Below are 676 nucleotides of genomic sequence, written 5' to 3' on the forward strand. Positions count from 1 at the left end.
CGAGCACAGCGTGCTCCCACGCGGCATCCACCGGCAACACGACCCGCGAGCCCGGCGCAAGATGCACCTCGGCGCCCACGAGCGGGCTGTAGGCGGTGGCCGGCGAGGTCACTCCGGCGAAGGACCCCATCACGACCAAGCCGACGGCGGGCTCCCCCACGGTCGCCGCGAGCGTCACTTCGGGTAGTCGTTCGTGACGTTCGAACGCGGCCTCGCCGTGCCGCCGCGCCTCGGGAAGCGCCACCCACAGCTGGAGTGCGTCGAGCGGGATCGGGCCGTCGCCCACCGAGTACTCCGAATGCGCGACGCCGGCGCCCGCGGTCATGAGGTTGAGCTGTCCGCGCGTGATGACCACGTCGCTCGAGACCGAGTCGCGGTGCCGCACGCGGCCCTCGAACGGCCACGTCACGGTCTGCAGCCCGATGTGCGGATGGGGTTCGACGCGCATCGTGGTCGTCTGCGGGCCGAATCGGTCGAGGAAGCACCATGCGCCGACCATCGGCAGATCACGCTGCGGCAGCGCTCGCGTGACGGTCATGCCGCGCACACCGCCGAGCGGAACATCGCGCGAGCCGAGCACCAGCGCGCGGGGTCCGACGCGTCGGACGGATGCCGCGACATCCGTCTCGTCGTCGGTCATGACCGCACCTCGGGCCATGCGATCACGAGACCGGCG

At 71.7% G+C, this 676-nt stretch carries 1 protein-coding gene; it reads right to left on the bottom strand.

What is annotated here, in order from left to right; translation table 11 throughout:
- A partial coding sequence (locus ASG00_RS11130) for a pirin family protein (RefSeq protein ID WP_442922643.1) occupies positions 1-640 on the bottom strand: 640 nt, incomplete at its 3' end.
- Positions 641-676: the final 36 nt, after the last annotated feature.

This window comes from Microbacterium sp. Leaf351, assembly GCF_001423825.1.
Taxonomy (GTDB): domain Bacteria; phylum Actinomycetota; class Actinomycetes; order Actinomycetales; family Microbacteriaceae; genus Microbacterium; species Microbacterium ginsengisoli.